General features: G+C 47.7%; 21 protein-coding genes and 1 tRNA gene. 10 read left to right on the top strand and 12 right to left on the bottom strand.

The window, feature by feature from the left end; translation table 11 throughout:
• Nucleotides 1-124: 124 nt before the first annotated feature.
• Nucleotides 125-211: transfer RNA gene (locus WH43_RS08920), tRNA-Leu, on the bottom strand.
• A gap of 173 nt (nucleotides 212-384) precedes the next feature.
• Between WH43_RS08920 and WH43_RS20530 the strand changes: the two genes are divergently transcribed.
• Together WH43_RS20530 and WH43_RS20525 are read left to right on the top strand one after the other, a co-directional pair.
• Nucleotides 385-705 (top strand): RDD family protein, encoded by a 321-nt coding sequence (locus WH43_RS20530; protein WP_286049596.1) that lies wholly within the window; start codon nucleotides 385-387, stop codon nucleotides 703-705.
• The gene (locus WH43_RS20525; protein WP_286049595.1) at nucleotides 702-881 is read left to right on the top strand and encodes a hypothetical protein; all 180 of its coding nucleotides are present in this window, start codon (nucleotides 702-704) and stop codon (nucleotides 879-881) included. The genes WH43_RS20530 and WH43_RS20525 overlap by 4 nt, the downstream gene beginning before the upstream one ends.
• A 163-nt stretch (nucleotides 882-1,044) precedes the next feature.
• Here WH43_RS20525 and lptG read toward each other — a convergent pair whose 3' ends face one another.
• Together lptG and lptF are read right to left on the bottom strand one after the other, a co-directional pair.
• Nucleotides 1,045-2,109 (bottom strand): LPS export ABC transporter permease LptG, encoded by a 1,065-nt coding sequence (gene lptG / locus WH43_RS08910; RefSeq protein ID WP_053424277.1) that lies wholly within the window; start codon nucleotides 2,107-2,109, stop codon nucleotides 1,045-1,047.
• A complete protein-coding gene (gene lptF, locus WH43_RS08905) occupies nucleotides 2,102-3,211 on the bottom strand; it encodes an LPS export ABC transporter permease LptF (protein ID WP_053424276.1) in 1,110 nt (369 codons plus the stop codon). Before lptF ends, lptG begins: the two co-directional genes overlap by 8 nt.
• Before the next feature lie 203 nt (nucleotides 3,212-3,414).
• Here lptF and pepA point away from each other — a divergent pair, with 203 nt between their 5' ends.
• From pepA to WH43_RS08890, 3 genes are read left to right on the top strand one after another with little or no spacing between them, the layout of a single operon-like run.
• Nucleotides 3,415-4,920: a leucyl aminopeptidase gene (pepA, locus tag WH43_RS08900; RefSeq protein ID WP_053424275.1), complete on the top strand. Its 1,506-nt coding sequence runs from the start codon at nucleotides 3,415-3,417 to the stop codon at nucleotides 4,918-4,920.
• A gap of 2 nt (nucleotides 4,921-4,922) precedes the next feature.
• A complete protein-coding gene (locus WH43_RS08895; RefSeq protein WP_147903959.1) occupies nucleotides 4,923-5,372 on the top strand; it encodes a DNA polymerase III subunit chi in 450 nt (149 codons plus the stop codon).
• Nucleotides 5,373-5,413: 41 nt separating this feature from the next.
• Nucleotides 5,414-8,278, top strand: coding sequence for a valine--tRNA ligase (locus tag WH43_RS08890; RefSeq protein ID WP_053424273.1), 2,865 nt, complete (start codon nucleotides 5,414-5,416; stop codon nucleotides 8,276-8,278).
• Nucleotides 8,279-8,337: 59 nt separating this feature from the next.
• Here WH43_RS08890 and WH43_RS08885 read toward each other — a convergent pair whose 3' ends face one another.
• Genes WH43_RS08885 through WH43_RS08870 form a run of 4 tightly spaced genes read right to left on the bottom strand, consistent with a single transcriptional unit; the run spans nucleotide 8,338 to nucleotide 13,461 of the window.
• Nucleotides 8,338-8,532: a hypothetical protein gene (locus tag WH43_RS08885; protein ID WP_053424272.1), complete on the bottom strand. Its 195-nt coding sequence runs from the start codon at nucleotides 8,530-8,532 to the stop codon at nucleotides 8,338-8,340.
• Nucleotides 8,533-8,555: 23 nt separating this feature from the next.
• Nucleotides 8,556-9,680, bottom strand: coding sequence for an ABC transporter permease (locus WH43_RS08880; protein ID WP_053424271.1), 1,125 nt, complete (start codon nucleotides 9,678-9,680; stop codon nucleotides 8,556-8,558).
• A gap of 2 nt (nucleotides 9,681-9,682) precedes the next feature.
• Nucleotides 9,683-12,403, bottom strand: a complete 2,721-nt coding sequence (gene rbbA / locus WH43_RS08875; RefSeq protein WP_053424270.1) for a ribosome-associated ATPase/putative transporter RbbA — start codon at nucleotides 12,401-12,403, stop codon at nucleotides 9,683-9,685.
• Complete coding sequence (locus WH43_RS08870; RefSeq protein ID WP_053424269.1) at nucleotides 12,403-13,461, bottom strand: HlyD family secretion protein; 1,059 nt, start codon at nucleotides 13,459-13,461, stop codon at nucleotides 12,403-12,405. Before WH43_RS08870 ends, rbbA begins: the two co-directional genes overlap by 1 nt.
• Nucleotides 13,462-13,808: 347 nt before the next feature.
• Here WH43_RS08870 and WH43_RS08860 point away from each other — a divergent pair, with 347 nt between their 5' ends.
• The 4 genes from WH43_RS08860 (at nucleotide 13,809) to WH43_RS08845 (ending at nucleotide 18,769) form a co-directional block, all read left to right on the top strand.
• On the top strand, nucleotides 13,809-14,210 hold the full coding sequence (locus WH43_RS08860) for a hypothetical protein (protein ID WP_053424267.1): 402 nt from the start codon (nucleotides 13,809-13,811) through the stop codon (nucleotides 14,208-14,210).
• A 426-nt stretch (nucleotides 14,211-14,636) separates the two neighbouring features.
• The gene (locus tag WH43_RS08855) at nucleotides 14,637-16,067 is read left to right on the top strand and encodes a Na+/H+ antiporter NhaC family protein (RefSeq protein ID WP_053424266.1); all 1,431 of its coding nucleotides are present in this window, start codon (nucleotides 14,637-14,639) and stop codon (nucleotides 16,065-16,067) included.
• 430 nt (nucleotides 16,068-16,497) lie between these two features.
• Complete coding sequence (locus WH43_RS08850) at nucleotides 16,498-17,559, top strand: isopenicillin N synthase family dioxygenase (RefSeq protein WP_053424265.1); 1,062 nt, start codon at nucleotides 16,498-16,500, stop codon at nucleotides 17,557-17,559.
• Between the two features lie 46 nt (nucleotides 17,560-17,605).
• Entirely contained in the window at nucleotides 17,606-18,769 is a 1,164-nt protein-coding gene (locus tag WH43_RS08845; RefSeq protein ID WP_053424264.1) for a trans-sulfuration enzyme family protein, read from the top strand.
• Nucleotides 18,770-18,812: 43 nt separating this feature from the next.
• On the opposite strand, the gene WH43_RS08840 is transcribed toward WH43_RS08845, so the two are convergent.
• Nucleotides 18,813-20,102: a dicarboxylate/amino acid:cation symporter gene (locus WH43_RS08840; protein WP_053424263.1), complete on the bottom strand. Its 1,290-nt coding sequence runs from the start codon at nucleotides 20,100-20,102 to the stop codon at nucleotides 18,813-18,815.
• Nucleotides 20,103-20,580: 478 nt separating this feature from the next.
• On the opposite strand from WH43_RS08840, the gene WH43_RS08835 reads away from it, so the two are divergent.
• Nucleotides 20,581-22,983 (top strand): TonB-dependent receptor plug domain-containing protein, encoded by a 2,403-nt coding sequence (locus WH43_RS08835; protein WP_053424262.1) that lies wholly within the window; start codon nucleotides 20,581-20,583, stop codon nucleotides 22,981-22,983.
• Between the two features lie 72 nt (nucleotides 22,984-23,055).
• On the opposite strand, the gene WH43_RS08830 is transcribed toward WH43_RS08835, so the two are convergent.
• The 4 genes from WH43_RS08830 to WH43_RS08820 form a co-directional block, all read right to left on the bottom strand.
• Nucleotides 23,056-24,120 carry a sulfate/molybdate ABC transporter ATP-binding protein gene (locus tag WH43_RS08830; protein ID WP_053424261.1) on the bottom strand — a complete coding sequence of 355 codons (1,065 nt, stop codon included), beginning with the start codon at nucleotides 24,118-24,120 and terminating at the stop codon, nucleotides 23,056-23,058.
• Nucleotides 24,121-24,384: 264 nt separating this feature from the next.
• A complete protein-coding gene (locus WH43_RS19795; RefSeq protein ID WP_082335728.1) occupies nucleotides 24,385-24,546 on the bottom strand; it encodes a YezD family protein in 162 nt (53 codons plus the stop codon).
• A gap of 198 nt (nucleotides 24,547-24,744) precedes the next feature.
• Complete coding sequence (gene rraB, locus WH43_RS08825; protein WP_053424260.1) at nucleotides 24,745-25,143, bottom strand: ribonuclease E inhibitor RraB; 399 nt, start codon at nucleotides 25,141-25,143, stop codon at nucleotides 24,745-24,747.
• A gap of 4 nt (nucleotides 25,144-25,147) precedes the next feature.
• On the bottom strand, nucleotides 25,148-25,888 hold the full coding sequence (locus WH43_RS08820; RefSeq protein ID WP_053424404.1) for a 1-acylglycerol-3-phosphate O-acyltransferase: 741 nt from the start codon (nucleotides 25,886-25,888) through the stop codon (nucleotides 25,148-25,150).
• Between the last annotated feature and the right edge of the window lie 302 nt (nucleotides 25,889-26,190).

The following is a 26,190-nucleotide window of genomic DNA, read 5'->3' as shown; positions in this document are numbered from 1 at the left end:
AGTCAGAGAGCTGATAAGCCTTTATCACTTCCGCTGGCTATAACCAGAATGAGATAGGAGGCACGATAAATGTTAACTAATTAATTATACTGGGGTTAAGTATTTGATTATAACAAGACAGTATTGGTGCCTGGGGTCGGACTCGAACCGACACGGAGTTTCCCCCGGCGGATTTTGAATCCGCTGCGTCTACCGATTTCGCCACCCAGGCATTGAGGGGTCGTACAGAAGTAAACGCTTGCATTATACAAAGCGAATGGCGCGGCGCAAGCAAAAGTTTCAGTTGCTTGTGTGGTTGCACATTTTTGCAGCAGTTTCGAAAAAACAAAGCTGCGTGATACACTTAGCGCCAATTATATAATCAATAAAAGTCAGGACACACTGATGTATCACGGATCTCCAAAAGCGGGTTTGTTCCGCCGTTTAGCGGCCATTGTTTATGACGTGCTGATTTTAGCTGCGCTCTGGATGCTGGCTATGGGTTTGGCACTGTTGCTGGTGACTATTTTGGATAAGCTGGGTTTGGTTTCACTGGCCGCTTATCAGGATCAGGCCGATTTTATTCAAAAGCATTCGATTTGGTTTCAGCTGTATTCACTGCTGGTTTTTTTATGGTTTTACCTGTACTTCTGGGTCAAAGCAGGTCAAACCCTGGGCATGCGTGCCTGGCGTATTTTGTTGATCCAGCCAGATGCTCGCCAGTGACATTAAAACAAGCGCTGCTGCGTTTGGTGGTGTCTTTGTTAGGACTTGGCAACTTCTGGCTGTGGATCCGCTGGGGTAAAGGGTTAGCCCTGCAGGATCAAGTCACAGATACCATAGTGGTGAAACTGACCAAAGATGAAAGCAAAGAGCTGAATTTACATCGTAAGGCGGGTTAATTCGGGGCTTTGGTTTTGCTTGTCGTCAACCAAAGTTACACTGCATATCGTCAACTTGGGTCACAGTTAAATTTGGCTACAGGCCTTAACAACTCTGCAGCATGTACACTAAGTTGACAGAAAAAAGACACAGAGGAGTCAGAGCCAAAGCTCTGACTCCTTTCTATTTCTTCTGCAATAAATACATCGCCAAGCCAATAAACAAGACCGAAGGTAACACTGCACCAAAGATTGGCGGTAGCTGGTAAACCAAAGCCACAGGGCCAAACACCTGATCACTCATGTAAAAGGCGAAACCTGTCAGAATACCCATCAGAATACGGGCAGCCATAGTGACGCTGCGCAGTGGTCCGAAGATAAAAGACAAAGCCACCAGCAACATAGCAATAATAGTCAGAGGCTGAGTGGCCTTACGCCAGAACGCTAGTTCAAATTTACTGCTGTCCTGCTGGTTACTTTCCAGATAATCGATATAGTCGGTTAAGCCTTTGAGCGATAACAGCTCAGGTTTAATAGACACCACACCCAATTTGTCCGGCGTCAAGGTCGAGCGCCAGCGCTGTTCCTGCCACTGGTGTTTCTCTACTCTGTCATCACGGAAATGCAAACGGCTGACATCGCTTAAACGCCATGAATTGCTGACAAAGACAGCGGTTTTAGCGCTGACTATGGCCTGCAGCTTTAAGTCGGTATCAAACTCGTAAATGGTTAAATCGGTTAAATTGCCAAAATCGTCCACTTGCTTGATGTTAATAAAGTTGTCACCGTCCTTAGCCCACACGCCCTGTCGTGCTGAAATTAAATCACCACCAGAAATGGCTTTGGTCCGCAGCTCTCGGGCAGTTTTTTCGGCCACTGGCGCGCCAAATTCGGCGACTAACATCACAATCAGCATCATCAGTAACGAGGTTTTCATTACTGAGTTGATAATATTCAAGCGCGACAAGCCCGCGGCCTGCATCACCACTAACTCACTATTACTTGCCAGTATCCCCAAACCGACCAAGCCGCCTATCAAAGCCGCCATAGGGAAAAACAGTATCAAGTCGCCGGGCACACTGAATAACGTAAACAAACCAGCGGATAACATATCGTAGTCACCCCGCCCGACTAAACGCAGCTGGTCAATAAACCTGAACATACCGGATAAAATCATCAACACAGAGACAGTCATCAGCACTGTGGTCAATATAGTGCGGCCTATATACAGGTCGAGGATCTTAAACATGAGAAGAGCGCCCCGTGATTAATGCTTTAAACTTCTGCCCCAGAGTGCGGTGTTTGACCAGCAACACAATGCCAAATAAAAGCCCAAGACCATGGATCCACCACATCCCTAATTGCTGCGGAATTTTACCGTCTTCAATAGCTGAGCGGCAGGCAATCAGCAGAATGTAATACAGCAAATACAAGGCCAAAGCTGGTAATAAACGGCCAAATTTACCCTGACGCGGATTGACTTTACTCAGCGGCACGGCGATCAGCATCAGAATAGGAATAGACAGTGGTATAGCGATGCGCCATTGCCACTCCGCTGAAGCCTCAGGGCCTTTTTGATTACGCAATTCATCTGTCGGCAAACTAGATAATTTACGACGTTTTTGTTCGACCTGCTGTTCACGAATTTGAATTTGGTATTTACCAAACTCGACCACTTCATAAGCCGGAGAACTGGTTTCACCGGCATAACGGCGGCCGCTGTTCAGCTCCAGCATCTGAGCGCCACTGGCGTCCTCTTTTACATTACCGGATTCAGCGTACACAATTGAGGTCTGGCCACCTTCCTGAGCAGGAGCTTGCGCCAGAAACACCCGCTCTAATTGCCCACCGTCGCGGCTGATTTCATGTACAAAAACTACAGCTTTTTCATTCGAGGTTTGCTGGAATCGCCCAGGAATTAAACTACTCAGGCCAGAGTCGGCCTCAGCTTTTTCTAAAATCTGATATTCGCGCTCTGTGGCCCAAGGGCTTAAATACAAAGTAACAAAACCTGCGCCCAGTGCTATCACCACAGACAAGATCAAAGTTAAACGGGTGACATACCATTCACTGATACCGGTCGCGTGCAATACCGTCATTTCGCTGTCGGCATAAATACGGCCATAGGCGATTAGCACGCCTAAAAAAGCACTCAGCGGAATAATGATCACCGCCAGTTGTGGCAGCTTTAATGACAAAATGGTCAGTACTAACTGACCTGGAATATCACCGTCTGATGCGTCAGCCAAAATTTTCACAAAGCGCTGGCTCATGATAATAGTGATTAGGATCAGGAAGACCGCCAATTGGGATTTGAACACTTCACCAATCAGATAACGAAAAACAATCAAAAATGCCCCCTAAAACCTGTCTTTTTGCTGGAACCCTGACGATTTTTAAGTAAACTGGATATTTACAGCAATTATTATTGACTAAAGTGGCGATAAATCCGAGCTTTTTTATAAAGCAGGACAAAATATCATCACAAAGAAGCCCACTGTAACACCGAACTAACTTGGTATAGTGGCCGGAAGTCTTAGAATCAGGAGTGAGCATGGAGTTCAGCGTAAAAAGCGGTAGTCCGGAAAAACAACGAAGTGCATGTATCGTTGTCGGCGTATATGAGCCGCGCCGCTTGTCAGCGGTTGCCGAACAGCTGGATAAAATCAGCGAAGGCTACATCAGCAATTTATTACGTCGGGGCGATTTAGAAGGCAAACCCGGTCAGATGTTGTTATTACACCATGTACCCAACGTGTTGAGTGAACGTGTACTGCTGGTCGGCTGTGGCAAAGAACGTGAGCTGGACGAGCGTCAGTACCGCCAAATCATTGCCAAAACCATCAGCACGTTAAATGAAACAGGCTCAATGGAAGCTGTGTGTTTCTTATCTGAGTTGCATGTCAAAGGTCGCGATACCTATTGGAAAGTCCGTCATGCGGTAGAAACCACCCAAGACTGCCTGTACGTATTCGACAAATTAAAAAGCCGCAAAGACGAAACCCGTCGGCCGCTGCGTAAAATTGTCTTTAACGTACCCACCCGTCGCGACTTAACCATAGGCGAAAAAGCCGTTGAACATGGTTTAGCTGTAGCTGCTGGTATCAAGGTGTGTAAAGACGTGTCGAATATGCCGCCCAACATCTGTACTCCGCAGTATTTGGCCGATCAGGCAGTGGCGCTAGCACAACACGACAAAGTGTCAGTGGAAGTGCTGGGCATAGCTGAAATGACAGCTTTGGGTATGCATTCATACGTGGCTGTTGGCCGTGGCTCAGAAAACGAAGCCAAAATGGCGGTAATTAAATACAACGGCGCTATGGATAACAGCGCGCCTGTGGTGTTGGTGGGCAAAGGTTTAACCTTTGATACCGGCGGTATCAGCATCAAGCCAAGCGATGCGATGGACGAAATGAAATACGACATGTGTGGCGCAGCTTCAGTGCTGGGTACTATGCATGCTGTGGTCAGTTTAGGGTTGCCTGTGAATATGGTGGCTGTGCTGGCTGGCGCTGAAAACATGCCGGATGGCCGCGCTTATCGCCCTGGTGATATTTTAACTACTATGTCTGGCCAGACGGTTGAAGTATTAAATACAGACGCTGAAGGCCGTTTAGTGCTCTGTGACGCCTTAACTTATGTTGAGCGGTTTGACCCGGACGTGGTGATTGATGTAGCGACCTTAACAGGTGCTTGTGTCATTGCTTTGGGCAAACACGCTTCAGGTTTGTTAAGTAACCATAACCCGCTGGCGCATGAAATTTTAAATGCCTCGGAGCAAAGTGGTGACAGAGCCTGGCGTCTGCCGTTGTGGGATGACTATCAGGACCAGTTGGAAAGCCCGTTCGCGGATTTCAGTAACTTAGGTGGCCGTGCCGCCGGTACTATTACCGCAGCCTGTTTCCTGTCGCGTTTTACCCGTAAATACAACTGGGCGCATTTGGATATTGCCGGTACTGCCTGGCGCAGTGGTGGTAAAGACAAAGGTGCAACAGGCCGCCCTGTGGCTATGTTGACCCAGTTTTTAATTAACCGTGTCGGAACCGACATCGAGGGATAACAGTGCCTCAAGTCAGTTTTTATCTGCTGCCGGAAACGGCGGCAGACACTGAATCACAGCTGGCAACCGAGCCAGCTTTTTTTCATGTAGCCGCCAAACTCTGCGCCGATTTGTATCAGGCCGGACAGCGGGTTTTTGTGTTCTGCCAAAATCAGGCGGACGCCGAACTGCTGGATGAGGTATTATGGCGCTTTGATCCGATGCGATTTGTGCCACACAATCTGGCGGGGGAAGGCCCGGCACGCGGTGCTCCGGTGGAAATCAGCTGGCTGCCTCCAAGTAACGCGAGGCCGGTTTTAATTAACCTGTCGGCAACAGTGCCGCCTTTTAGTCAGCGTTTTCAACAGATTATCGAATTTGTTCCAGCCGAAGAACAGTTAAAGGTTCAGGCGCGGGAACGATTTAAATTTTATCGCCAGTCGGGGTTAACCCCGCAAACAGTGCAGCTCTGATGGCCGGCCTGCGTTTTTAGTGAGAGTTTTAGGTAGCAAAGATGGAAAAGACATTTAACCCGAGTCAAGTTGAACAAGCCATGTATCAGGCATGGGAAAGCAAAGGCTATTTCAAGCCTAGCGGTGATAACAGCAATGGTGCGTATTGCATCATGATCCCACCACCAAACGTGACCGGTAGCCTGCATATGGGCCATGCGTTCCAGCAAACCATTATGGATGCCTTAACCCGCTACAAGCGTATGCAGGGCAAAAACACTTTATGGCAGGTGGGTACTGACCACGCTGGTATTGCCACACAAATGGTTGTGGAGCGTAAACTGGCTGCGGAAGGCAAACCAGACCGTCACGCCATGGGCCGTGAGGCTTTTATTGAAAAAGTATGGGAATGGAAAGCCGAATCAGGTGGCACCATCACCGAACAAATGCGCCGTTTAGGTAACTCAGTCGACTGGGACAAAGAGCGTTTTACTATGGACGCCGGCCTGTCGAATGCAGTACAGGAAGTTTTTGTGCGCCTGTATCAGGACGATTTGATTTACCGTGGCAAACGCCTGGTGAACTGGGATCCGAAGCTGCATACGGCTATTTCTGATTTAGAAGTAGAAAACAAAGAACAAAAAGGCCACCTGTGGAACTTACGTTACCCGTTGGCTGATGGCGTGACGACGGCCGATGGCAAAAACTACATAGTAGTTGCCACTACCCGTCCAGAAACTATGCTGGGCGATACCGGTGTTGCAGTCAACCCGGACGATGAGCGCTACCAGTCCCTGATTGGTAAAGAAGTGCTGCTGCCGCTGGTAAACCGTCGCATCCCCATTCTGGCCGACGAACACGCCGATAAAGACAAAGGCACAGGCTGCGTAAAAATCACACCAGCTCACGACTTTAACGACTACGAAGTAGGTAAACGTCATCAGTTGCCGATGATTAACGTGATGACGGCGGACGCCACTATTCGCACTGAAGGTGAGTGTTTCTTCCCGAATGGCGAAGCCAACCCAGCGCATAACGCCATGATCCCGGCTGAATTCCAGGGCCTGGAGCGTTACGCAGCCCGCAAAGCCATAGTCGCAGCTTTTGATGCGGCTGGCCTGTTAGACAAAGTAGAAGATCACAATAACACCCTGCCCTACGGCGACCGTTCTGGTGTGGTGATTGAGCCTTTACTGACCGACCAGTGGTATGTGCGTGTGGCGCCTATGGCCAAAACCGCCATTGAAGCTGTGGAAAACGGCGATATTCAGTTTGTGCCTAAGCAATACGAAAACATGTACTACAGCTGGATGCGTGACATTCAGGACTGGTGTATCAGCCGTCAGCTGTGGTGGGGTCACCGTATTCCAGCCTGGTACGACGAAGCGGGCAAAGTTTATGTAGGTCGTGATGAAGCTGAAGTACGTGCTAAGCACGAGTTAAGCAATGACGTGAAATTACGTCAGGACAACGATGTACTGGACACCTGGTTCAGCTCAGCGCTCTGGACTTTCTCTACGTTAGGCTGGCCTGAGAACACTGAAGATTTAAAAACCTTCCACCCAACTGACGTGTTAGTCACAGGTTTTGACATTATTTTCTTCTGGGTTGCCCGGATGATTATGATGACGATGCATTTCATCAAAGATGAAAATGGCAAACCTCAAGTGCCGTTTAAGACTGTCTATGTGACTGGCCTTATTCGTGATGAAAACGGCGATAAGATGTCCAAGTCCAAGGGCAACGTGATTGACCCGCTGGATATGATTGACGGCATTAGTCTGGACGACCTGCTTGCTAAACGCACCAGCAATATGATGCAGCCACAGCTGGCGGAAAAAATCGGCAACCAGACTAAAAAACAATTCCCTGAGGGGATTGAAGCCAGCGGTACAGACGCTTTACGTTTCACCTTAGCGGCTTTGGCCTCTACTGGCCGTGATATCAACTGGGATATGAAACGTTTAGATGGTTACCGCAACTTCTGTAACAAGCTGTGGAACGCCAGCCGTTACGTCACCATGATGACAGAAGAAAAGGACTGCGGCCTGACAGGTGGAACTATGGAGCTGTCCTTAGCCGATCAATGGATCATCAGCCAGTATCAACAAACCATCAGTCAGTTCCGCGGTTATTTAGACAGCTACCGTTTTGATATGGCGGCCAATACGCTGTATGAATTCACCTGGAACCAGTTCTGTGACTGGTACTTAGAGCTGACCAAACCCGTGCTATTTAAAGGTACGGAAGCCCAACAACGTGGTACCCGCCACACCTTGCTGACAGTGTTGGAATCTTTGCTGCGTTTAATGCACCCTATTATGCCATTTATCACTGAAGAAATTTGGCAACTGGTGGCACCAATGGTGCGCACCGATGTGACGCCAGGCGACAGCATTATGCTGCAGGCCTATCCGGAGTTTAATCAGGCGCTGGTGAATGAAACCGCCACTGCCGATCTGGAATGGGTGAAGAGCTTTATCGTGGCTATCCGTAACGTGCGTGGCGAAATGGATATAGCGCCAAGCAAGCCATTGTCTGTACTGGTGCGTCACCTGACCGTTGACGACAGCCGCCGTTTACAAAGCAATATGGCTTTCCTGCAGAATATGGCGAAGTTAGAAGCCATTACTGTACTGGCCGATGGCGACACAGCACCAGCCTGCGCCGCTCAGTTGTTGGGCAAGATGGATATTCTGATCCCTATGGCAGGCCTGATTGACAAAGAAGCTGAACTCTCGCGTATTGCCAAGCAACTGGAAAAAGCGCAGCAGGAGCATGACCGCGTAGCAGGTAAACTGGCGAACCAAGGTTTTGTCGCTAAAGCCCCTGAAGCCGTGCTGGCAAAAGAGCGTGAAAAACTCTCAGAAGCTTTAGAAGCTATCAGCAAGTTAAAAGCTCAGCAGGCACAAATCGCTGCGATTTAACTGGCAATTGCTAGATAGTTGCATAGAGAACAAAGGCGACCTGCGGGTCGCCTTTTTTATTACTTTCGATGGCCTGAACCAGACGTCCAACAGCGCCACCACGATGGCAGATAAACCAAAGCAGCGGCACACAAGGTGACCAGACCCACAGCTATCACCAACTGATAGACAATGTAGTTACTGGCCTCCACTGAAACAAACCAGCTGGCAATAACCCCACTGACAAATAATAAAGCCCGTACTATCCATCCCATAGTGATCCTCCCTACATAGCCCTTTACATAGTACTTAAAGATTTCCTGAATCGTTGCAGCGAGAAACGAAACAATAGCCCACCGATCAACAACAGAGACAATATTTGCGGCCACACAACATCAAGGCCTGCCCCCCGGTACAAAATAGCCTGAGAGGCAGCAACAAAGTGAGTATTAGGTGCCGCCAACATTATGACTTGAATAACTTCAGGCATACTTTCTCTGGGTGTCATACCACCGGATAACAGCTGTAAAGGCAATAACACCAGAATAAGCAATAAACCAAATTGCGGCATAGAACGCGCTACTGTTGCCATAAAAATCCCCATCGAGGTGGTGGCAAACAGCTGTAGTGCTGTGATCAGTAAAAACAGCAGGACCGAGCCTTCCACAGGCACAGCCAGTACAGTTTTAATCATCACAGTTAAGGAAAAACCTGTCGCAACCAGCACGACCATTCCCATCGACAGAATTTTCGACAGCATGATTTCACCGGGGGTCACCGGCATCACCAGCAAATGTTCAATAGTGCCATGCTCACGTTCGCGAATAAGCGCTGCACCAGTCAGGATAATGGAAATCATGGTAACGCTATTAATCACCTCCATCAAAGAGCCAAACCAGCTAGCGGTTAAATTAGGGTTAAAGCTGGCTCTAAGCACCAAATCCACCGGCAAACTGCTGTTTAACCTGTGTCTTTGGCTAAATTCACTGATTTCGCTGCTGACGATCTGTTCTATATAACCGCTGCCGCTAAAAGCCTGACTGATGCGGGTTGCATCCACACTCAGTTGTATTTTCGGCGAACGGCCAGCCAGCAGATCCAGCTCAAAATCAGGCGGAATAGTCAGCACAAAACTGTAGACTCCGGCATCCAGCGCAGCATCCACCTCTGACAAGCTGATCAGCTCAGGTGGCATAAAATAAGGCAGATAAAAAGCCGAAATAATACGGCCAGACAAACCGGACTGATCTTCATCCACTACTGCAATAGGGGCTTTGTGCAAGGTTTCAGGCATGGAGGTGCCAGCGACATAAATGCTGGCACTAAAAGCATACAAAATCAGCAACAACATCATAGGGTCGCGCCACAAACTCCACAGCTCCTTGACTCCAAGCCGATACACATTGGCTAGTTTATTGTGCATGCTCAGCGCTCCTGTTTCTTCAATAACAAGACGGAGGCCAGAACAATCACAGGTACGGCAAGCGTCATTTGTAACAGAGCAGGATAAATATCAGTCAACTGCAAGGCTTTACTGAATACACCTCTGCTGATGGTCAGAAAAAAACTGGCCGGATGCACTTCACCAATCAGACGACCCGCACCTTCTAAAGCCGACACCGGGGTGATCATACCGGCAAACTGTACAGCTGGAATAATAGTGCCAAGCACCGAGGCTAAAATAGCGGCTATCTGGCTTTTGGTGAAGGTAGAGGCAAATAAACCAAAACCAGTAGAAAACAGCACAAACACCAGAGCACTCAGGCTTAAAGCCCAAAAACTGCCGGTCAGCGGCACTTTAAATAAAGTGATAGCTGTGACTAACATCAGTAAAAAATTGACAAAAGCTAGCGCTATATACGGCAATTGTTTACCCAGTAAAAACTCCAGCCGACTCACAGGTGTGACGTACAGATTAATAATGGAGCCTAACTCTTTTTCCCGCACCACGGATAAAGCCGTCAGCACCGCAGGGATCATCAGTAGCAACATAGGGATCACAGCCGGCACCATAGCCACCAGACTTTTTACATCGGGGTTGTAACGAAAACGGGTTTCAATAGCTGAGCTCAGACTGCTGGCATCTGTGCCAAGCTGCTCTGTCGCCTGCATTCTGAGCCAATGCAAATGCATGCCCTGCACATAACCTTTAATAGTCTCAGCCCGGTTTGGCATAGAACCATCGACCCAAGCGGCAACCTCAACCTGCTGACCACGCGACAAATCACGGCCAAAACCGGGCGGAATTTCGATCGCCAGACTAATGTCACCACTGCGCATCCGCTGATCAATCTCGTGCTGGCTATTGAGTGGCGGCTTTTCAACAAAATAACGCGATCCTGATAAGTTCAGCACATAGTTTTGGCTCAAAACAGACTGATCCTGGTCCAGCACTGCAAAGGTTAGATCTTCCACGTCCATGGTAATGCCGTAGCCGATAAACAACATCAGTACCAGACTACCCAGCAGCGCCAATGCAGAGCGGATAGGATCACGACGCAGCTCCAGAGTTTCGCGCTGGGTAAAACTCCAGAGTCGCTGCCAACTGAACGCTTTGTTAACAGGCTCAGCTGTACTGGCTGAGGCTAAGCTAATCTCTGTATCCGTGCTGTTGTCTCTGGCTCCAGCCTGTTCGAGATAACGAATAAAAGCCAGCTCCAGCGTGTCAGACTGCTGATTCGCCATAATCTGCGCTGGAGTGTCACTGACCAGCACTTTGCCTGCATGCATCAGGGATATACGGTCACAGCGTTCAGCTTCGTTCATAAAGTGAGTGGAGATAAAAATGGTGACCTGATCCTGGCGCGCCAAATCAATCATCAGTTGCCAGAAGTTATCACGAGCTATAGGGTCAACACCTGATGTCGGTTCATCCAGGATCAGCAGTTCAGGTTGATGCACCATAGCCACAGCCAAAGACAAACGCTGGCGCATTCCCAAAGGTAAATGCTCTGGCAATAAAGCGGATACCTGTTGTAAGCCAAACCGCTGTAGCATTTCCTCCACCCGGTCTTTGATTTGCTCAATCGGGACGTGAAACAAGCGGGCATGTAACTCCAGATTTTGCAGTACTGTCAATTCAGAATACAAAGAGAAAGCCTGTGACATATACCCCACTCTTTTGCGAGTGGAAATATCGTCCGGGTTTAAGCTCTGGCCAAACAACAAAGCCCGGCCTGAAGTAGCAGGCAATAAGCCTGTCAGCATTTTCATCGTGGTGGATTTACCGCAACCATTGGAGCCGAGAAAACCAAAAATCTCGCCTTTTTTGATCTGAAAACTGACGTTATCGACGGCTTTAAAATCGCCGAAGACCATGCTTAAACCTTCGGCCTCAATAGCAATGCTGTTGTCACCGCTGACTAAAGGCGGCACCACTACAGCCTGGTATCCTTGTTTTGCCGACTCAGGTAATAACTGAATAAAAGCGGCTTCCAGATGTTGAGTGAGGGTGTGTTGATGCAATTCGGCCGGACTGCCCGTCGCCAGTACTTTGCCCGCGTTCATCGCAATCAACCAGTCAAAGCCTTCGGCCTCGTCCATATACGCAGTAGAGACTATAACGCTCATATCTGGCGAGTTTTGCCTGATCCTGCGGATCAAGTGCCAGAACTGACTGCGCGCCAGCGGATCAACGCCAGTGGTAGGTTCATCCAAGATCAGCAACTTCGGATCGTGAATTAACGCACAACACAAACCCAATTTTTGTTTCATACCGCCGGACAGCTTACCAGCCGGGCGCTGCAAAAATGGATACAAACCTGTGGCTTTGGTCAGCTCGTCGATACGGCGGCGACGCTCTTTGGCATTGTGGCCAAATAAACGAGCGAAAAACTGCAGATTCTCTTCCACCGACAAAGTCAGATAAAGATTCTTCCCCAGCCCCTGCGGCATATAAGCAATATCGGCGCACACTGCATCGCGATGCTCGCTGCTTGCCATATCACCACCCAACACCTGCACTTTGCCTTGCTGAATAGCGCGGGCACCAGATAACAAAGCCAATAAGCTGGATTTCCCCACCCCGTCAGGGCCAATTAAGCCCACCATCACTCCGGCAGGAATATCTAGTGAAATACTGTCCAGCGCTTTGGTTGTACCGTAGCTAAGCTGCACCTGCTGCAGCTGTGCAACCAGAGTTGTCATTACTGCACCAGTTCAGGTACGGAAGCAGGCCAAGGCTGGGAACTATCCAAGCGCAGATAAGCTACACCGGGCAAGCCTGTTTTTACTTTGGTTTTATGCTTGAGCAGCAACTGCGGATTAACTTTAGCTTTGACCCTGAACATCAGCTTTTCACGTTCATTAGCGGTTTCGACCGTTTTAGGCGTGAACTGCGCTACATCAGCCACATAAGACACTTCCGCCGGTATAGACAGATTGGGCACAGCATCCAGCACCACCCTGACTTCACTACCTACTTCAATACGGCCAGCCAAAACAGAGGGCAGAAAAAAGGTCATGTGTACGTCTGTCACATCAATCAGACTTAACACTTTGCCACCTGCTGCAACAATTTCACCAGTTTGGGCAATACGGTACTGAATACGCCCCGCTCTTGGCGCTTTGAGCTGGTTATCACTCAGCTCAGACTGCACCCGGGCGACTGTAGCTTTTGCCGCATCTACGGCTGAGGCGGCAGAGTTTACTTGTGCTTCGGCTGCTGCAATACCAGCTAACGCTGCTTCTATTTGCGCTTTGGCTGAACTGACAGCCGTTTTTGCGCTGGTCACTAAGGTATCGTTATCTTCTGCTAACTGCTTTGATACAGAACCCGTCTCAGCCAGAGTACCTGTGCGACTGGCTCGGCTTTTGGCGGCAACCAGCTCAGCATTACGCTGAATTAATAGCGCTTCCAGCGCAGCTTTTTCACTTTTACGTTGTAACAACTGACTGTCGGCAGTCACAGTGGCACTTTGCGCCTGACGCAGCTGAGCTTCCGCCTGATGCAACTGCGCCACCAAAGATTCAGATTCTACTGTTGCAACCAATTGACCAGCTTCAACAAAATCACCTTCATCCACCAGTAACTCTTTGATCCGTCCTGCAGTTTTGCTGGCGACTGCAATTTCAGTGGCCTCTATCCGGCCATTACTTTTCAGCAGATTGTTCGTTTGTGCGCCTGAAAAATTCAGGTAATACAACAACAGAGCTGCACTGACAGCCCCTGCTGCCAGCAGTACTTTGGTTTGTATTGCAGTCATACTCCATTTCACCTTAGCTGTTATGTTCCATCTGATATCTGAAAGCTCAGAGTATTCTGTAGCACAACACCACTGTACTCATCTTTCTGGCAAAGTTCTTTGATGTAAACCAAACTCAGGTCATTTTGCACTCCAGACTCTGGTCTTTACACTATGCTTTGCAAAACAAGGATGAAGGCCTGTATTCACTCTTCATCCAGCTTAACGCTTTACGAGCAGGCTTATCGCAAATTTTTGTAAATTTCCGGTAAAAAACTTGGACTGAAGCGCAATCTGCTATACCATCCGCGCCGCCTGCAGCAAGCAGTTGCAGGTTCCCTGATTCATTCTCAAATGGAAGAGACATCATGAAATTAAAGTTAAGCGCCTTATTCGTTGCCTTAGTAGTGACAGCAGTTCCAGCTCAGGCGGATTGGTTAAATGCAGTCAAAGACGGCGCCGGCAGCATGCTGAAAGAAACCACAGACAGCGCTAAAACCGCAGCTTTAAATACCTCAGTACGCACAGCTTTAGGTTTAACTGAAGGTACATCTACTCAGGCTGCTATTGCTGAAAAACTGGGTGAACCAGCCAGCAAAACAGAAAAAGACGGTCAGACTCTGTGGTTATACGACGTAACTGCTTTGTCCGCCAGCTACCCTACATTAACTGAATTAGTAAAAACTCAGGATGCTGCACAAAAGTCAGTGCAGTTGAGCTTTAATGCTGATGTATTAGCTAAGTTAGAGCTAATCAACAAGGCTAAGTAATTCTTTACTCACTGCCGCAGAGCGCGGCAGTGAGTTTTCCCCGACACTTTCCTCTCAATTCCACAGTTCTTTACATACTCTCATATATTCCCTAAGTAATTAGAGTTGCAGCACGGCGGCAAGCGACTGAACACCAAGAGCATAGTTGTCTAGGTGACTAGGGAGAGCGAACGAAGCCAACAACACTGTAGCTTCAAGTACGACGGGAGATTGTGCAAAGTATTTTTTTTGTTATTATTGCGCGCCTGAATTTAACCCGTGTAAATTCATCTTGTTGTTTACCCTGATCTGGCAAACCTGCAGCATAAGCAGTGCGATTCAGTCCCGGGCTCTGGCAGCTAAAACCCCAAACACTCCGTATGCAGTTCATGCTGCGGTTGGCTTTTATTTTTCTGGCGTTGCCAGGCTTTGTGAAGGAACCCTTAAATGGATTCACCAAGTGCCATTAGTTTGATCCCACCAGTTGTTGTGATGGCCGTTGCCATCTGGCTGAAGCGGCCTATTTTGTCGCTGGTTGTGGGCGCAGTTGCAGGTTTGCTGATGCTGTTTCCAACTCAACCTTTTGAGTTACTGAATACCTTTGCTGAGATCTCGACCAGCGTAATGCAGGATGAAACCATTGGCTGGTTGATTCTGGTCTGTGGTGGTTTTGGCTCCTTGATTGGCTTGTTGATCCATACAGGAGGTGCTGTGGCTTTTGGCCGTTCAGCCTCTAAGCTGGCGACAGGGCCCAAATCATCCATGTTCATGACCTTTGTTTTAGGCTGCATTATTTTTATCGACGACTACCTGAACGCTTTAAGCGTGGGTGAGGCGATGAAACGCGTGACGGATAAATATAAAATTTCCCGTCAAATGCTGGCTTATATAGTGGACTCTACCGCAGCGCCTATTTGCGTCATTATTCCTATTTCGACCTGGGCTATCTTTTTTGGTGGCTTACTGGAAAACAATAAAGTAGCAGAAGCAGGACAAGGAATAGACGTCTACATGCAGGCTATTCCTTATATGCTGTACCCTTGGCTGGCAGTATCCACTGTGCTGTTAGTCACACTAAAAATTATGCCTGCGCTAGGTCCAATGAAAAAAGCTGAACTGGCTGCACAAAATGGTACTCCTTTGGATGTTTTGCCTGATGTAGGTGCGCAAGACAGTGCCAGTCATCACCATGTACAAGGCCAGACAGTTCCAGCTGGTGATCAGTATGCTGTGCATTCGATGGAACAGGAGTTTGAAGAGAGTAATAAACACGGCAAGCTACGTAACTTTATCGTACCTATGCTGATGCTGATTGGTTTTACCATCTACTTTGATATCGATGTACTCAAAGGCTTGTTGGTCACTCTAGTACTGACCATTGCCTTTTATAGCTACCAGCGTCTGATGCCGTTGGGTGAGATGATGGAAGTGATGATGAATGGCTTTAAAACTATGTTGCCAGCCATCTGTACTGTGATCGCTGCTTTTATTTTTAAAGATGTCTGCGATAAGTTATTGCTGCCTCAGTATGTGATTGAAAACCTGACGCCTTATATGACAGCGCAGATGCTGCCTGCTATCGTATTTTTAGCTATGGCCGTGTTGTCCTTTGCTACGGGTTCATCCTGGGGTATTTTCGCGGTATCCATTCCTATCGTGATGCCTTTAGCTTATGCGGTAGAGGCGGATATTCCATTAGTGATTGGCGCCTTGTTATCAGCCAGCTCTTTTGGCAGTCAAGCCTGTTTCTACAGTGACTCTACTGTATTAGCAGCTCAGGGGTCAGGTTGTCATCTGGTCTCACACGCTATAACACAGCTGCCTTATTGCTTAATTGCGGCCAGTTTAGCTTTTGTAGGCTTTATCCTGATTGCTTAAGTGTCAGTAGTTCCATACGCAAGGCACCTTCGGGTGCCTTTTTCTATTCAGCAACAACGATAAGGCTACAGGCCAAATTTATCTTGGTTATAACTTTTAGCGATATAGAAAAGCTCAGGCTTTTAATCCATAAAAACGCACAGATTTACACGTCCTATCCATTTTTTACGAAATAGTGTTAGAACTAAGCTAGTTAGCGAAGGACTGGCTTGAAAAGCATAACTGGTCATTCCTTTATTCCATAAAGTTTTAGATAGTAAGACTTTTATGCATTAAGACCGCTAACTATCCAGACATCCGATTATTTCTAATTCATCTATACAAGACCAATCCATTAGTTATTTAACTTTCTACTCAGGCCTAGAATGCGCTCACTTTCTGCCAGGGCCAGCGCTCTGTGATACAGAACCCTAAGCACAACGAGGTTTTTATGCTTGATTCAACACAAGAGTTTTTATCCGGCAACGCTACACCAGAGGCCAGCAGGGCTTTACCTGTGCTGGATCTGAGCCTGATGGATGGCACAGCCGTTGAGCAGCAGTCTTTTATTCAGCAATTGCGTGTTGCAGCCCGTGATGTGGGTTTCTTTTACCTGACAGGTCATGGTCAGAGCGAGCAAAAGCAGCAACAGATTTTAGCGCTGGCCAAACAGTTTTTTGCATTGCCACTGGCCGATAAACATCAAGTGCAGATGATTCACTCTCCGCATTTTCGTGGTTACACAGGCTTAGGCGGTGAACTCACCCGTGGTCAGCCGGATATCCGCGAACAATTTGACATCATGCGGGAAGAAGCTGTACCGGCCAGGATTGATATCAGCCCTGCATGGCAAGGTTTAATAGGCCCTAACCAATGGCCAACCGCTTTACCACAGATGAAGACTGAACTGCTGAACTGGCAACAGTCGTTGTCAGACATCACGGTAAAATTAATGCGCGCTTTAATGCTGGCGTTACAACAACCTGCTGATGCCTTAGATGCCACCATAAAAGCTGGGCCTTATCAGCATATGAAGCTCATTCGTTATCCAGGCGTGGATGCAAAAGCGTCGAACAGCAAACAAGGTGTAGGTGCTCATAAAGATCCGGGTTACCTGACCTTGGTGGTGCAGGATGATCAATCTGGTTTAGAAGTGGAAACCGAACAAGGTTGGGTTTCTGTTGCTCCGCTGCCAGGCGCTTTTGTCGTCAATATTGGTGAGCTGCTGGAACTGGCGTCCAATGGCTACTTAAAGGCCACATTGCATCGTGTAGTCAGCCCGAATTCTGGCGTAGAGCGTTACTCCTGTGCCTTTTTTATGGCAGCTCAACTGGATGCGACCGTGCCTTTATTGCAGTTGCCGTCTCATTTAGCTGACGAAGCCAAAGGTCCGGCCAGCGATCCAACTAACCCATTGTTTTATCAGGTGGGCCAGAATGTGCTAAAAGGACGTTTACGTTCACACCGTGATGTAGCAGCGGCTCATTACGCAGAGTTAGCAAAAGCTGTTTAAGCTCAGCACAACCAAACATAAATAAAAAATATAACCAAGGTTTATTATGAAATTCCGTACTTTAAGTATTCATGCCGGACAACAACCAGACCCAAGCACAGGCGCTTTAGCTACGCCGGTGTATTTCACCAGCACCTTTAGTTACGGCACTGCCGAAGAAGGTCAGGCACGTTTTTCTGGCCAGAATCCGGGTTATATCTACAGTCGTTTTGCCAACCCTACAACCTCAGCTTTAGAGCAGAAATTAGCAGCGCTGGAAGGGGCAGACGAAGCTTTAGTAGTAGCCAGCGGTATGGCTGCTGTTAGCGCCATTATGTATGCGCTGACTAATGCAGGTGATGAAGTGGCTTTTATCGACCCTGTCTACGGCGGTACTGATGCCTTTTTACGGAATACCTTAACCCGTGCTGGTGTGACTTTAAGCCGTTACAGCAGCGATAAAGATTTTGCAGAACGGGTAAAACCCAATACCAAAGTGGTGTTATTTGAACCTATTACCAACCCCACCTTAAAAGTGATAGACAGCCGTATTGTGGTGGAAGCGGCCCGTAAAGTCGGCGCTTTGGTGATTTGTGACAATACCTTTTTAACGCCTTATTTATTCCGCCCGCTGGAAATAGGTGCTGATATTGTGATGCACAGCGGTACTAAGTACCTATCTGGCCATGGTGATATTATTGCCGGCATAGTGGCAGGACGCAGCGAGCTGATGCAGAAAATCCGTACTGTGGCGCTAAAACATATAGGCTCGCCTATAGGCCCGCAGGAAGCTTATTTACTGCAACGTGGCGTAAAAACTCTGACTTTGCGGATGGATGCTCATATCGAAAACGCCCGCAAAGTGGCTGACTTTTTAGCGGCTCATCCTAAAGTGGCCAAGGTGTATTACCCAGGTCATGCCAGTCATCCGGGGCATCAGGCTGTAGCAGACACAGCCACTGGTTTTGGTGGCATGGTGGCTGTGGATATCGAAGGTGGTTTTGCCAAAGCTGCAGTATTTTTAAATCAGCTGCAACTTTTCGCTCAAGCCGTAAGCTTAGGTGATGTGGAAAGCTTAGCTTGTCATCCTGCCAGCACTACTCATGCGGCTATGACTGCAGAGGACAGACAAAGAGCCGGTGTTACCGAAAATCTGGTGCGTCTGAGTATAGGCGTGGAAGATGCCGATGATTTAATTGCCGACTTAGCTCAGGCTCTGGCTAAGTTATAGCCAAAGCTCTGATAAGGAAATGGAAACAGGTTTTGTATATCCGTTAGCTGCGAATGTCGCAGCTAACTGGAGTTTCTGTCAAAGCTTTGGTAAATACAGTGTCGTCTTTTAGCTGATCCCCGGCCCTTGATTCGCTCAGTAAGCCTTCCTGCTCAGCGATCACTAAAGCCACCATAGTGTCGCCTGTGACGTTAGTGGTGGTTCTGATCATATCGACAATACGGTCGATAGCAGCGATAAAGGCGATACCTTCCAGTGGTAAACCTACTACGGATAAAGTCACAGTCAGCATCACCAGTGCCGTACCGGGCACACCGGCTGTGCCTAATGAAGCCAAAGTGGCAGTACCGACGATCAGCAGATAATCAATAAATTGCAGCTCAATGCCATATAAGTTCGCGATAAAGATAGCGGCTATTGCCGGATAAATACCACCACAACCATCCATATTAATGGTGGAGCCTAAGGGCAAAACAAAACCTGCGTAATCTTTAGATACTTTCAGATCTTCAGTCACGGCTTTGTAACTGGCTGGTAACGAGGCATAACTGGAGCATGTACTAAGAGCGACCAGCTGCACCGGGAAAATTGCTTTGAAATAGTCAGTGACTTTCATTGAGCTGAAAAAGTGTACAAAACCACCATAAGTCAGGCAGATATGCAGCAAACAGCCCACATAAATAGCCAGAATAAATTTGCCAAGCGGCAGCAGCATCTCTAAGCCATAAGTACCAACTACCCAGGCGATCAAACCAAATACTCCCAGAGGAGTAAACAGCAAGACCAAACGGGTCACTTCAAACATCATATCGGCACCAGAGCGCACTACTGCAAGCATAGCTGCGCCCTTTTCGCCTATATTGCGCAGCGCCAGCCCCAACAAAATAGCAAACAACATCACAGGTAAAACCTGGCCCTGGGCCATAGCTGCAATAGGATTGGCTGGGATTAAATCTACTAACACCTGACTGACAGGAGGTATGACTTTTTCAGTAACTTGTGCCGCCACTAAGTTCTGGCCTGTTTCAAACTGAAAGGCGGTGCCGACACCAAGACCTATCAGGCTGGCAATCACAGCTGTCAATAAAAATAGCCCCACAGTTTTACTGGCGATACGACCTAAGCCTTTGCCTTGCCCCAGTGAGGTAATACTTAAAATCAAACTAAAAAACACCAGCGGGATCACTAACATTTTAATAGCGTTGATATAGGCAGTGCCCAACGGCTTTAATAGCAACGCGTCAGTACCTAAGACTAAACCCGCGATCACACCCAGAGCCATAGCAACTAACACCTGCTGCCAGAGCGCAAATTTTAAATTGATGTTTTTCATAACAAATTCCGAGAAATAGAGTCGGCCAGTATAAGTGCTATACGGGAGTGGACCAATTCAGTTCAGTTCTAAGAAAGAACCAAAAGGAGCAAGGTAAGGGTTATTACCACCTCCAAAATATGATATTCAATTTTGGAATATAAATACAGTTTACACAAATATTTCGATCTAATAGATTGAAGTTGTTGTCGCAACTCACCGTCAGCGAGAAGCGACAACTACTCTGGTTTGAATGGATTCGAAATTCGTAGAGCACAAGAAGTGCTACCCCAGCTACGTCCTATTCCTTGTCCTGTTGCTTGTGGTCCAGAGTCTTTATCGACTTCAGTGACTACCCCAATATAGCCCTGTCCGTGTTGGTCGGGGCTTTTTTTAAAAAACATATATCTATTTGAAATATCAAATCACAATTTGTTGAAATATTCACATAAAAGTTTCGGTATGATCTGAAGGTAATACATCATTGAAAGGACTTAGCATGACGATAAAAACTCCACTGGCATCCGCTATCACTCTGGCGCTGATTAGCAGCACTTACAGCACGAGCACTCTGGCGCAGCAGGCGCAGGCCGATGTAGAAAAAATCTCAGTGATAGGCAGTCGTCTATCTGTGCGATCAGCCACCGAAACCAGCTCACCAGTAGATATTATTGATGAAGCTCAACTAGCAGGCACAGGGGCACTGGAAACCGCAAAAGCTTTGCAAATGCTGGTTCCGAGCTTTAACTTCCCAACATCTTCTATTACAGACGGCTCTGATGCGGTAAAACCAGCCAGTTTAAGAGGTTTGTCGCCTGACCATACTTTGGTACTGGTGAATGGGAAAAGACGCCATGGCACAGCTTTAGTGCACCTGAACGGTACTATGGGCCGCGGTAGTTCCAACGTCGATTTGAATGCAATCCCAGTCTCAGCTATTAAACGTATTGAAGTGCTGCGTGATGGTGCCGCGGCTCAATACGGCTCAGATGCTATTGCAGGCGTTATTAACATAGTACTGAAAGATCAGGCTGGCTCAGGTGAAGTTACAGCCAGTGGCGGACAAACCTATGAAGGCGATGGTGAATACTACAAAGCCGCTATCAATTCAGGCTTTCGTTTTGCCGATACAGGTTTTGTAAACTTCAGTGTTGAACAGCAACACAAAAATGGTACCAACAGAGCGGGTTTAGACCCACGTGAGCAATACAACCCGGTCAATGGAGCTCCGGACCCGCGCGAAGCCAGTTTTAACCGCTTAAGTCACAAAGTAGGTGATGCAGCTTTTAAACAACAAGCTGTGTTTGTTAATGCAGGCTACGAGTATGGCAGCACAGAATGGTACGCCTTTGGTGGAGCCAGTCACAGAGAATCAGCTTCAGGTGCATTCTACCGGATAGCAAAAGACGCCCGTAACATCCCGGAAATTTATCCTGACGGCTATCTGCCGGAAATAGCACCGGAATCAGGTGATTACTCCTTAACGGCAGGTGTTAAATTTGATGTGGCCGATTGGCGTCTGGATTTTTCAGCAGGCACGGGCGAAAGCAGCTTCAAATACTATGTCAATAATTCGCTGAATGCGTCTTTTGGCCCACAGAGCCCAACCAGCGCGTATGCCGGTGAGCTGGTCAATGCTGAGCAAAACTTTAATCTGGATGCCAGTAAAAGATACAGCTTTGTCAACGACTCAGAACTGGTGGTTTCAACAGGCTTAAGCCGTCGTCACAACAGTTATCAGATCAACGCTGGCGAACAGTTGTCATGGCGCAATTATGGTTATCAGAATAAAGCCGGAGGCATTCAGGGTTTTGGTGGTTTTACACCAGAGTCAGAAGTCGACGAATCGCGCCACAATACTGCGCTTTATCTGGAACTTGAAAACGCTTTAACCGACGACTTTACCTGGGGTGCTGCTTTGCGTCAGGAAGATTATTCCGACTTTGGCAGTGACACCAGCTGGAAACTGTCTGGCCGTTATCAGTTGACTGAGAAATGGGCTATCCGTGCTACTGCCAACGATGCATTCCGCGCTCCTAGCGTGCAGCAACTGTATTTTTCTAACTTGTCGACGCTTTTTGTTGCAGACCCACAAACCGGCGTGCTGACACCTACTGAATCTGGCACCTTTAACAATATATCTGCGGTCACCCGAGCTATTGGCCAGGGTGATTTAAAAGCAGAGTCGGCGTTAAGTTTCAGTGGCGGTATCACCTTTCAGGGCGATGACGGCTTTAGCTTCACGCTGGATGGCTACCGTATTGAGCTGGACGACCGTGTAATACTGACAGGCAGCGTCAGCCGTGCCGACAGTGCTGCTTTAGCTGATATCTTGGGTGATTCAGGTGCAAACTCTGTTCGTTTCTTTACCAACGCAGTAGATACCACCACTCAGGGCCTGGAAGCTGTAGTGGCTTATCAGTGGGATGCTGGTTTGTGGGGTGAATGGAAAACCTCATTCAGTGCGCAATACAACGATACGGATATAGACGCCATTCGTGTGCCTGCTTTACTGGATGGTCTTCAGAGTAAGCTGTTTGACCGGGTGGAACAGGTACGTTTAACCAAAGCTAACCCGCACAAAGGCGCGGTTTGGAGCCTGACGCAGGATTACAAACAGCTACAAACTAATCTGAGATTCAACTACTTTGGTCCTTACACTATTGGTTATGCCACAGGCGATAAAACTTATAGCGGTAAAACCACAGTGGATATCAGTTTCCACTATGAGCTGACAGACCTGTTACGTTTTGGTTTTGGTGCCAACAACCTGTTTGATACCTATCCGGATAAACAACCAGAGATCAACAGCTTCAATGGCATCTTTATTTACCCTAATACCAATGCACCTTTTGGCTTTAACGGCGGCTCTTATTACGCCGATCTGAGTTATCGCTTCTAAAGTGATTCCATCGAAAAAGGCAGCTGAAGCTGCCTTTTTTTATTCACTGTGCATTAGCGCGTGCTGACAATATTAAATGCCCTCACCCAAAAAAACCTTGGTATAACGGGGCTTCACCCAGGCTTGTTGGCCCAATGATAAACCCAGTTGTTTAAACCTATCCCTGGCCAGCTCGACATGAATAAGTTGCTGGCTATCTTTGGCTCGTAGCTCCAACCGGACATTAGGCCCTACTGTAGTAATGAGGTCGACTTTAGCTTCCAAAGCCTCGTCCGTAGGTTTGAGCAACAGATCAATTTCATGCGGCCGTACATAAGCAAAACCACTTTCTTCTTGCTCGTTGGTAAATTCTGGCGAGGCCACAGATAACTGGCCAATGTCAGCTTTGCCTTGTTTCACCCGGGCATGGAACAGGTTTACATTGCCTAAAAACTCATAGACAAAAGGATTGGCCGGGTTGTCGTACACTTGCTCGGGTGAGCCTTGCTGCTCAATCCGGCCTTTGTTCATCACCACTATTTTGTCGGCCACTTCCAGCGCTTCTTCCTGATCGTGGGTGACAAAAACACTAGTGACATGAATTTCATCGTGTAGTCGTCTCAGCCAGCGACGCAATTCAGCCCTGACCTTGGCATCCAGCGCACCAAAGGGTTCATCCAGCAGCAGTACTTTAGGCTCTACGGCCAAAGCCCGGGCTAAGGCAATACGTTGACGCTGACCACCGGATAGCTGTGACGGATAGCGGTCGGCCGTCCAGTCCAATTGCACCAGCTCTGGTAAATGCTGCACTTTTTTGCGGATATGCTCCGGTGAAGGACGATGCTTTTTGGGTTTGACTGTTAAACCAAAAGCAACGTTTTCATAGACGGTCATATGCTTAAACAGCGCATAGTGCTGAAATACAAAACCTACACCACGTTCTGAAACATGGCGGGCGCTGATATCCAGATCATCAAAATGGATACTGCCACTGTCGGCTTGCTCTAAGCCGGCAATAATACGCAATAAGCTGGTTTTGCCTGAACCTGAAGGGCCAAGTAAGGCGGTTAATTCGCCGGTCTGAATGGATAAACTGACATTATCGACGGCAACAAAGTCGCCAAATTTCTTATTGATCTGATCTATGCGGATGCTCATAGTTAGGCTCTGAGTTCAGGTTGTAGCCAGCATAGCTTTTGCTGTTAGCGGCTCAACATCACTTCAGATCCGGTGGTCCGGTGCGCAGAAGCAGGTGAAAAAATTGGTTCCCTAAGTAATTGCAGTTGCGGCAAGGCGACCAGTGAAAGAATCCCCATGAACATAGTGGCCTATGTGATTGGGGTGATAGAGCATGGTCAACACAGCAGCAGCTTCAAGTACGACGGGCAGGTTCACTGAGGGAAACAGTCTGAACCTTTGAGACTAAGGTTTATCCAGTCGTAGTTTTTCGTTTTTTTCCAGCTGCACTAATTTACCCTGATGAAACACCAGTTCAATAGAACCAAACTCTACTCGACCCACCAGTTTTTCCAGTTTATCGAGCAGTTGGTTCAGCAAATCTGCAGATAGTTCTTTTGCCGCCATCTCTGTTCTCCTTAAGGACATCTGTATTTCTTTAAGCATTAAAGCAGAGCCAACTAATAACTTAAAATACTTTAAAGTAGCAAAATTATACGAAAAAGAAATATGAGACTGTAATAGAAAAAGGCCAGAGTGGTCGCTCTGGCCTTTTTGTTTGATCCCAACAAATTAGAGATCTGAATAGGTAAAAGCAGGTTTTACTTAATGACGTGGAGCTTCGTCGCCGTCGTCTTCGTCATCCTCGAAGTCGCCGTCTTCGTCTTCACCACCTTCAAAATAGGTGCCCCAGCCATCGTATTCGACACCAAACTTCTGCGCTAAGGCTTCCAGTTTAATCGCATCTGCTGTGATGCTGGCGCCGTCCAGCGACTGTTCACGAATAGCGTCGAATACCCAGGCTGTGCCGCCTTCTTCAAATTCAACTTCTTCGGCGTCTGTTACTTCGTAACCTAATTTAAAGACTTCCACAGCCAGTTTTTCTAAGCGGGCAAAATCTTCATGGTAAAAATGGTGTTCGATGGTGTATTCCGCATCCGGATCGCTGCCATCTTCCATCAGTGCAGCTATGGTGTCTTCAGTAAATTCTTGCCAGTTTTCCATGATATTACCCCGTGACAGTCAATGAGTCGGCAGTGTAGTCGGTTGCCACTTCGCTATCAAGCAGCTTAATCTTATCTGCCATCTGTTGCCGTATGGTTTCAGCCAGTTCACGGGCCGGAGTTCCTGCTTCAGGATAAATAGGTGGCATGATTTCAATAATGACTCTGCCATTATTCCACTTGTTTAACCGCACTTTGCCGGTGTTACTCATGCAGATGGGCACCAGCGGCACTTTGGCTTGCTGAGCAATATGAAAAGCGCCAGTTTTAAAAGGCAATAAACCACGACCATAACTGCGGGTGCCTTCAGGAAACACCCAGACCGATACTTTGTCTTGCACTATACGGTCGACTGCGCCTTGCATAGTGCCTACAGCTTTTGATTTGTTGGCTCTGTCGATTAGTATGTTGCCACTGAGCCAATACAGCTGACCAAAAAACGGGATCCATTTCAGACTTTTTTTACCTATGGTGACAGTACCTGGCAACAAGGCTTTGCTGATGGTGAATAAATCGTAGTTATTCTGATGGTTGGCTAAAAATACACAAGGCATAGCTGCCGTCACTTCAGCAGACTGGCGAACTTCCACTTTTAAACCAAAGATCCAGGCCGACCAGCCATACCAGCTGGAAAATAAGGCGACATTCGGGACATAAAAAGGACGCACCAGACAGATCAGCAAACCCACTAAGGCACTGATTATAATAAAGATGGTGACCAGCACCAGACGAATAATGGCTAACACAAAAGGGCCCCTGTATTTTACAAGGGCCTGAGTATAACGGTTTGGGATCATAAGTCTGGTTTGATCTGTTTCCCCGTCGTACTTGACGCTGCAGCTTTGTTGACTGCGCCATCCCGCCCCAGTCACATAGTGAACTATGCTCCTGGGGTCGTGCTGACTTGTCGCCTCGCTGCAACCTCAATTACTTAGGGGAAATAATAAGTTGCATCTGACGCTGCAGTACAAGGGCGGGGATAAACCCCGCCCATTATATGGACTCCCCTGAACTATCAACAGATTTTCTCACACTGGTATAGATGCGC

Origin of the sequence: Rheinheimera sp. KL1 (assembly GCF_001275035.1) — a bacterium.
Classification (GTDB): Bacteria; Pseudomonadota; Gammaproteobacteria; order Enterobacterales; family Alteromonadaceae; genus Pararheinheimera; species Pararheinheimera tangshanensis.
This window is presented reverse-complemented; position numbering and strand designations above follow the sequence as displayed.

What these genes read in the sequence shown, in the direction of transcription:
- WH43_RS20530 (WP_286049596.1), top strand. Translation starts at nt 385, where the DNA reads ATGTATCACGGATCTCCAAAAGCGGGTTTGTTCCGCCGTTTAGCGGCC.
- lptG (WP_053424277.1), bottom strand. Translation starts at nt 2,109, where the DNA reads ATGTTTAAGATCCTCGACCTGTATATAGGCCGCACTATATTGACCACA.
- pepA (WP_053424275.1), top strand. Translation starts at nt 3,415, where the DNA reads ATGGAGTTCAGCGTAAAAAGCGGTAGTCCGGAAAAACAACGAAGTGCA.
- WH43_RS08890 (WP_053424273.1), top strand. Translation starts at nt 5,414, where the DNA reads ATGGAAAAGACATTTAACCCGAGTCAAGTTGAACAAGCCATGTATCAG.
- WH43_RS08885 (WP_053424272.1), bottom strand. Translation starts at nt 8,532, where the DNA reads ATGGGATGGATAGTACGGGCTTTATTATTTGTCAGTGGGGTTATTGCC.
- WH43_RS08880 (WP_053424271.1), bottom strand. Translation starts at nt 9,680, where the DNA reads ATGCACAATAAACTAGCCAATGTGTATCGGCTTGGAGTCAAGGAGCTG.
- rbbA (WP_053424270.1), bottom strand. Translation starts at nt 12,403, where the DNA reads ATGACAACTCTGGTTGCACAGCTGCAGCAGGTGCAGCTTAGCTACGGT.
- WH43_RS08870 (WP_053424269.1), bottom strand. Translation starts at nt 13,461, where the DNA reads ATGACTGCAATACAAACCAAAGTACTGCTGGCAGCAGGGGCTGTCAGT.
- WH43_RS08860 (WP_053424267.1), top strand. Translation starts at nt 13,809, where the DNA reads ATGAAATTAAAGTTAAGCGCCTTATTCGTTGCCTTAGTAGTGACAGCA.
- WH43_RS08855 (WP_053424266.1), top strand. Translation starts at nt 14,637, where the DNA reads ATGGATTCACCAAGTGCCATTAGTTTGATCCCACCAGTTGTTGTGATG.
- WH43_RS08850 (WP_053424265.1), top strand. Translation starts at nt 16,498, where the DNA reads ATGCTTGATTCAACACAAGAGTTTTTATCCGGCAACGCTACACCAGAG.
- WH43_RS08845 (WP_053424264.1), top strand. Translation starts at nt 17,606, where the DNA reads ATGAAATTCCGTACTTTAAGTATTCATGCCGGACAACAACCAGACCCA.
- WH43_RS08840 (WP_053424263.1), bottom strand. Translation starts at nt 20,102, where the DNA reads ATGAAAAACATCAATTTAAAATTTGCGCTCTGGCAGCAGGTGTTAGTT.
- WH43_RS08835 (WP_053424262.1), top strand. Translation starts at nt 20,581, where the DNA reads ATGACGATAAAAACTCCACTGGCATCCGCTATCACTCTGGCGCTGATT.
- WH43_RS08830 (WP_053424261.1), bottom strand. Translation starts at nt 24,120, where the DNA reads ATGAGCATCCGCATAGATCAGATCAATAAGAAATTTGGCGACTTTGTT.
- WH43_RS19795 (WP_082335728.1), bottom strand. Translation starts at nt 24,546, where the DNA reads ATGGCGGCAAAAGAACTATCTGCAGATTTGCTGAACCAACTGCTCGAT.
- rraB (WP_053424260.1), bottom strand. Translation starts at nt 25,143, where the DNA reads ATGGAAAACTGGCAAGAATTTACTGAAGACACCATAGCTGCACTGATG.